The sequence below is a fragment of the Actinomadura sp. DC4 genome, from assembly GCF_030406325.1.
Lineage (GTDB): Bacteria > Actinomycetota > Actinomycetes > Streptosporangiales > Streptosporangiaceae > Actinoallomurus.
On the sequence record NZ_JAUEQY010000020.1, the window covers coordinates 192,794 to 199,141 of the forward strand.

Sequence of the window (6,348 nt, forward strand, 5' to 3'; positions counted from 1 at the left end):
CTGATGATCATGCATGACCTCAGGTCAGGAGTCCGCCTAACGGGGGGAAGCTCAGTCCCGGCCGTGGACATCGTCACCGCCGGTTTCCCGTGTCAGGACATCAGCTACGCCGGTCCCGGTGCCGGGATCAAGAAGGGAACCCGCAGTGGAGTCTGGCTCACCATCGCCGAAGCCCTTCGCCTACTTCGACCCCGACTCGTGCTCGTGGAGAACGTGGCCGCCCTGCGAACACGCGGACTCGCCATCGTTCTGGGGGACCTGGCCGCGCTCGGGTACGACACGGCATGGATGTGCCTACGCGCCGCCGACGTCGGAGCCCCCCACCGCCGCGACCGGATGTTCATCGCTGCTACCCACCCCGCAAGCCCACGAATCACGCGGCCGGACCTGTCCACAGCGCCGCAGGCAGCAAGGGCGGCAGGTAAACCTGTGCGATGTGGCATGTGCCGAGCTGCTGCCGACACCGACGGCCTGCAACGCCAACGACGGAGAGACCGTGTTGTCCTGGCTGGGTCGCCGGGCACGTCAACAGCCGAGCCGCGCCATGCCGCTCAGCGTTGCCGTACGACTCCTGCCCACCCCGCGCGCCAGCGACGGGACCAAGGGCAGCCGGAATCAGCACGGCTCCAAAGGCGACCTGACGCTTCCCTCAGTCGCTATCAACCTGCCGCACCGGCAGCCGCTGCCACCTGGGGCGCGTACGAACCGGCGATCCGCGGCTGGGAGGCGATGCTCGGTCGCCCCGCGCCACAACCCACCGAAACCGGCACCAGGGGACAACCCCGCCTGAGCGCCCGGTTCGTCGAATGGATGATGGGCCTGCCCGCCGGCTGGGTCACCGACCTGCCACTGACTCGCACCGCGCAGATGCGCCTGCTCGGCAACGGCGTCGTCCCCCAGCAGGCCATCACGGCCTTCCTCGCACTCAGTAGCAACCTACCCACCGACACGCGCGACTCGGTCGGAGGTGGATCATGACCGCACGAGTCCGAAACGAGTGCCACACGACACGCGCGCGATCTCCGCACGGGCCGCGGCCGGAAATCGCGCCAACACACGGCGGTCGCAATGCGGAAGACTTTCGTACGCCGCATCCTGCGGCGGAAAGCGGCAGAAGTGGTTGCCGTCTGCTCTTGCCATTCACCTGCCCACAGGCTGTGGATAGAGCCGGTCTGGGTGGCGAATGGCATCGAACGGCAGCTCAGCGCCAGAGGACTCCGGTAACGACTCCTGGGCGATCTCCGCGCCAGGCGCTCGAATGCGGCGTGTTCGCCGCGCGCCAACGTTTGCAGGAGGCCGGGGAGAACGAGAGCACCCTTCGTAGCTCTCGGCGGCACGGGAGGTGCCGTATGACCTCCAGGCCACAAAAGGGCTGCTCAGGGGCTCCCAAGCCGGACTCGTCTCCATACCGTTGCAGCCGTGTGCTCTGTGCAGCAGCGAGGCAGGAAACCCGGGTCATTGTGCCGAACGGACGTGTCTCGACCGAGCACCAGCAGGATCCTGAAGCATCGATGCGCCGCCGTCGCGACCAGGGGAGGCGATGATGGCGCCCGCGCTGACACGAGCTGAACTCGACCGTCTTCCGCCCGTGATCGACCTCGCGACGGCCGGGCGTGCACTGGGCATCGGACGCACCAAGGCGTACGAGCTGGCCCGTACCGGCGAATTCCCGTGCAATGTGCTGCGGCTAGGCAACTCCTACCGGGTGCCGACCGCGTTCCTGCGCGATCTGCTCGGGCTTACAACAAGCGAGAAGGCAACGGCACAAGACGCCTCGTCACAGACCCAGAAAGAAGCTGATTGAGAGGGGAGTGAGTTGGAAGGTCCGACATTGATGAAGCAGGTGGGCCGTTCCGCCAGCGGCGGCTAGCTCAGATGCGCGATGACCGTGGAGTGGCCGGGACGCTGGCTGGCCGACCACGTCAACCTCCGCAGATCGACCTTTCGTAGCTACGAGGGTCGCATACGGAACTACCGGAGCCTCGATTTCTTCCGCTTGCCTAGAGCGGCAGCGGCCGGGCTCGCACCTTGATGGGGCGCTGGATGAGACCACGTAAGAGATGTAGATGCCGGGACGAGAACGGCCGGGACCTCGGTGCCACCTGCCCGAAGCTGCGCCGCCGTGATGGGTCGTGGAATCCGCGCCATGGGACCTGGTTTGGGAAGCAGGAGCTGCCTCCCGGGCCTGACGGCAAGCGCGTCTACCTAAAGGCTGGCGGATTCACCTCTGAGGACGAGCTCAAGGAGTGGTTCCAGAAGACCGAGCTGTTGCTGTCCATCCCCGACAAGGGCGCACGCGGGCACGAGGCGCGCCTGGAGATCCTGCGGCTGATCAAAGAGGCGCGGACTCGCAAGGAAGATCTCCCTGACTACGACGACCTACGTCTTCGGCACAGACAGGGCGTCGCATTCCAGACAGGCCTGGTCAGCGACTACCTGGACGCATGGCTGGCGGGCAAGAAGCGCATCCGACGTAACACCTGGCGTGGGTACGAGTCCCACATTCGGGTGCATCTGAAGCCGCATCTGGGTCACATCGAGCTGGACAAGCTGCGGCCCACCGACATCTCAGCGATGTTCGCCAGGATCGAGGAGCGGAACGAGGAGATCAACGCGGGCGAGAGGAAGGGCAAGATCACCGGCCCCGGCACGCAGAAGCTGATCCTGGCGACGCTGTCCAACGCCCTCGGCGACGGATACCCGCACATCACCTGGAACTCCGCCGAGCACGTCGAGCTGGCACCGGTAAAGCGACAGAAGGCGCTGTTGTGGACGCCCGCGCGAGAGAAAACCTGGCGTGCAGCGTATGAGCAGCGGATCGCTGAGGCACGCGCCGCCCGGCCTGGCCGGAACGTGGACACGTTCAAGATCTGGCGAGACCCGCAGATGCGCCCGAGCAGGGTCATGGTCTGGACAGGCGAGCAGACTGGCGAGTTCCTCGACCGAGCCGAGAGCCATCGCCTTTACGCGCTGTATCACCTGATCGCTCACACCGGCCTACGCCGCGGCGAGGCGTGCGGGGCGGAGGTCGACTCTCTCAACCTGCATGCCGCCGAGTTGCTCATCAGCGCGTCGCTCATCCAGCTCGGTTGGGAGGTCGAGGACGGCGACCCGAAGACTGAGGCATCCGGCGCCACGATCGCCCTGGGCAGGGAGACTGTGAAGGAGCTTCGGGCCCACATGAAGCGCCGGAGCGAGGAACGCCTGGAGTGGGGCGCGGAGTGGGTCGAGTCCGGGAAGATCTTCACCAAGGAGAACGGCGAGGCGTACCACCCCGCCCACATCACCGACCAGTTCGAGCGCCTCGCATTCGAGGCAGGCCTGCCGCCGATCACTCTCCACGGTCTCCGGCACGGTGCGGCCACGATGGCGCTCGCGGCCGGAGTTGACATCAAGGTGGTCTCGGCGATGCTGCGGCACAGCTCGATCGCGATCACGGCGGACCTGTACGCCGAAGTGGTCAGCGAGCTTGCCCGCGAGGCTGCGGAGAAGACGGCCGCGATGATCCCTCGGAAGAAGGCGCGCGCCACGCGCCGGTCCCCCCACGGGCCCCCAAGGCTCGGATCCGTCCAACGGAAAGCGAGCACATGAGATGTTTTCCCTGGTCAGGCAAGGTGCCCCCGGCAGGGCGCGCAGAGATGGGAAACCCTCCTGAGCTGCCGGTATCTCGCCAGCTGGTGGTCGAGCCGGTCCTCTCACTGCCGCGAGCGCCTCGGGGCGTACACGCGATTCAGGCGGCAGGAACGGCGCGCGGCGGCATCGTTGGCCGGTCACACTGCCGAGGCTGGTGAGCAGTGATGGGTACGGCGATCGAACAACATAAATTCCGAACTACGACCACGCCGGCCCCGTCGGCCCGCTCAGGCACATGCGCCGAGACGATCGTGGAGCGCGTGGTGGCCGGAACCGGTGAGGCGACATCATTGTTGATCGCCAGGTGTTTTAATCAGTGGCATGGTTCTGGCGGGGAAAAGCTTCGTTTATTCTGAGACGTTCTGGGCGGCCACAGGTGTGGTTGCCACCGTGACACTCGGGCTGCTGGCGGTGTGGATCACTTGGATAATCGCCAACCCACCACAACGGCTAGCTTATGAAATGACAGCGGAGACTCAGTTACTGAACGGCACTGCAGCCAGTAGCGTACGAGAGGGATTGGAAATCCGTCGTGACGGTCGACTGCTCTCGGACCCGCGTGTCTTAGAAATCAAGCTGATCAATGAGGGGCGCCGGGATATTCCGAGCAGCGCCTTCGACCGTGAACGCCCCTTAGTCCTAGATGTCGGTGTTCCAATTTTGGAACTATTGGTCGCCTCTACCGAGCCCGGCTACAGTGAGCCCGCTGTTGTGCGAAATGGAAGCCAGCTTCGAATTGGTCCAGATCTGATCGCGCGAGGCCAGAGGACCACCTTTTCTCTGCTGATAGATGGGGGGGAGCCAACCTGACATGCCCGCCCCCACATCCGATCGACATTGACGTTCGCCGTGGTGTCGAGCTCGGGCAAAGTGACCGCAAAAGGGCTGCACGGACTGCAGCCGTCAATACCGCGCTTGTCTTCTGCTGTCTTTTTGCGGGGGCGGCCAGTAAGTCACCACTTTTTACAGGTTTCGTCGTCTTGGGCTCGATATTTACAATCGTCTATTTCGAGTTTCGCAGGAGGCGTGCGGCGTAGGCTGCGAGACCACGCGGACTACCAGCAGAGGTGGGCACCATGACCGACCCGGCCGCCTGCATGGCCGCCTCACCGACACCTTCAAGGACCTGTTCACCAGCGTCCACGACAGCGTGATGCGGCTGAACCCGCAGCTGAGCCAACGTACGGGCAGCTGCTCGGCCTCTATCGGCCGCACGCCGACCGGTCCCAGCTCTGCCGCGTTGAGGCCGGCCGCGACGCCTATGCCCTGCTGAAGGGCCACTTCCTCAACGAGACGCAGCCCGACATCCACCCCGCCGGGTATGTCCTGCCGCCAGAGTCGGCGACGATGTACGGTGTGCCGGTCGTCACCCCCGACGGCATGAACTCGCGGGCGTGGCGGCTGCTCGACACGGACGGCAGGATTATCCAGGAGGGAGCGCTGTGACAATAAAGCGGATTTTCCTGGTCGCTCGCGTTAAGTCATCCCCCGAAGACATTTTCCAAGCCCACCTCACCCGATTCTGCGGTGTGGCCGCCGCACTCCGAGCCGTTGGGTACGAGGTGCGGTCGGCAGCGGAGCACGCTGACGCTGGCATTGCCCAGTCATGGGAACCAACGACGCCGGAAGGCCGCGCATTCATGGCGGTGAACCTCCAGGTCATCTGCGAATATGCGACCTGGGTGGTGGCGTTGGACACTGGGAGCGCGACGAGCGCGCCAAGGCGGAAGTTGCTGTTGCGAGGACGATGAGGCTTCCTGTCCTCACCGTGGGGGAGGCGTGCAGCCGCGCCATGTTCAGCTATGAGCCCCGCGGCGACCAATACGAGGTTGATTGATCGTCAAGGTCCACCACGACGCTCGAGCAAGGACAGCATTGGTCATCAAGGAAGGCACGCTGTGAAGCACTTCGACATCGACGCCCTGAGCGTCGCCATCCCCCCCTTCAAGCGAGCGATGGACTACGCACCGCAAAACCTGCCCCCGTACGCGTGAGCCCGGTTGGTCCTTGCCGCGATGCCGGATGGTGCCGTCCGCGTGCTTCGCGACACGGCCCGCGCACTTGCCGAGCTGGCCGACGAGCGGCTGGAGGGGCGCTGACCCCTGCGGCTGCGACACCTGCAGTGCCGAGCGGAACGTGCCTGCGCCGCAGGTCGAAATGGCAGAACCGTACGAGACACTCGGCATGTAGCTCTCGAACCTGGAGGAACCCATGGCCGAATGGCGCCTCGACCCCAACACCTTCGCCCTGACCGAGGAAGGACGCCCTCGCCCCGGCGGTTACACCTGGGAGGAATTCCAGGACGTCGGCCGCCCGCCGTGCCCAACCTGCGGTACACCGATCAACGTGAGCCCGGTCAAAGTCGAAGCGATGGGTGATCCCGAGCCGCGGTACGTCCCCGGCCTGATGTCCTGCCCGAACCGCTGCGAACCGCGGCGGCCGTGAACACCCTCCAGTTCATCGACTCCATCACCGGCCGGCTCGCCTGGCCGCTCGCTGCCGTTACGCTCGGCATCATTTTCCGGCGATCGGTGGGGCAACTCCTCGGACGTGTCCAAAAGCTGAAATGGCGTGATGGCGAAGCCGAGCTAGTGCTCTGTCCATGAACGTTGGCCGGGTCTGATCACGCGGCTTTGGGGCGCCGTGGGTCTCCCCAGCGTTGTTGTCGTTCGCTGCGGATGCGGGCGCGTTCGCGTCGTTGGGCGGCGAGGATGT

General features: G+C 65.2%; 6 protein-coding genes. All 6 read left to right on the top strand.

What is annotated here, in order from left to right; all coding sequences use genetic code 11:
* Positions 1–9: 9 nt before the first annotated feature.
* Positions 10–978: a DNA cytosine methyltransferase gene (locus QWU11_RS29995; protein WP_290117820.1), complete on the top strand. Its 969-nt coding sequence runs from the start codon at positions 10–12 to the stop codon at positions 976–978.
* A 565-nt stretch (positions 979–1,543) separates the two neighbouring features.
* The gene (locus tag QWU11_RS30000; protein ID WP_290117807.1) at positions 1,544–1,804 is read left to right on the top strand and encodes a DNA-binding protein; all 261 of its coding nucleotides are present in this window, start codon (positions 1,544–1,546) and stop codon (positions 1,802–1,804) included.
* 239 nt (positions 1,805–2,043) lie between these two features.
* Positions 2,044–3,591, top strand: a complete 1,548-nt coding sequence (locus QWU11_RS30005) for a tyrosine-type recombinase/integrase (RefSeq protein WP_290117808.1) — start codon at positions 2,044–2,046, stop codon at positions 3,589–3,591.
* Positions 3,592–3,954: 363 nt separating this feature from the next.
* Positions 3,955–4,443, top strand: coding sequence for a hypothetical protein (locus tag QWU11_RS30010; RefSeq protein WP_290117809.1), 489 nt, complete (start codon positions 3,955–3,957; stop codon positions 4,441–4,443).
* A 1,401-nt stretch (positions 4,444–5,844) separates the two neighbouring features.
* Positions 5,845–6,078 (top strand): hypothetical protein, encoded by a 234-nt coding sequence (locus QWU11_RS30015; RefSeq protein ID WP_290117810.1) that lies wholly within the window; start codon positions 5,845–5,847, stop codon positions 6,076–6,078.
* Entirely contained in the window at positions 6,075–6,239 is a 165-nt protein-coding gene (locus QWU11_RS30020) for a hypothetical protein (protein ID WP_290117811.1), read from the top strand. The genes QWU11_RS30015 and QWU11_RS30020 overlap by 4 nt, the downstream gene beginning before the upstream one ends.
* Positions 6,240–6,348 lie beyond the last annotated feature (109 nt).

What these genes read in the sequence shown, in the direction of transcription:
- QWU11_RS30015 (WP_290117810.1), top strand. Translation starts at nt 5,845, where the DNA reads ATGGCCGAATGGCGCCTCGACCCCAACACCTTCGCCCTGACCGAGGAA.
- QWU11_RS30000 (WP_290117807.1), top strand. Translation starts at nt 1,544, where the DNA reads ATGGCGCCCGCGCTGACACGAGCTGAACTCGACCGTCTTCCGCCCGTG.
- QWU11_RS29995 (WP_290117820.1), top strand. Translation starts at nt 10, where the DNA reads ATGCATGACCTCAGGTCAGGAGTCCGCCTAACGGGGGGAAGCTCAGTC.
- QWU11_RS30005 (WP_290117808.1), top strand. Translation starts at nt 2,044, where the DNA reads ATGAGACCACGTAAGAGATGTAGATGCCGGGACGAGAACGGCCGGGAC.
- QWU11_RS30010 (WP_290117809.1), top strand. Translation starts at nt 3,955, where the DNA reads ATGGTTCTGGCGGGGAAAAGCTTCGTTTATTCTGAGACGTTCTGGGCG.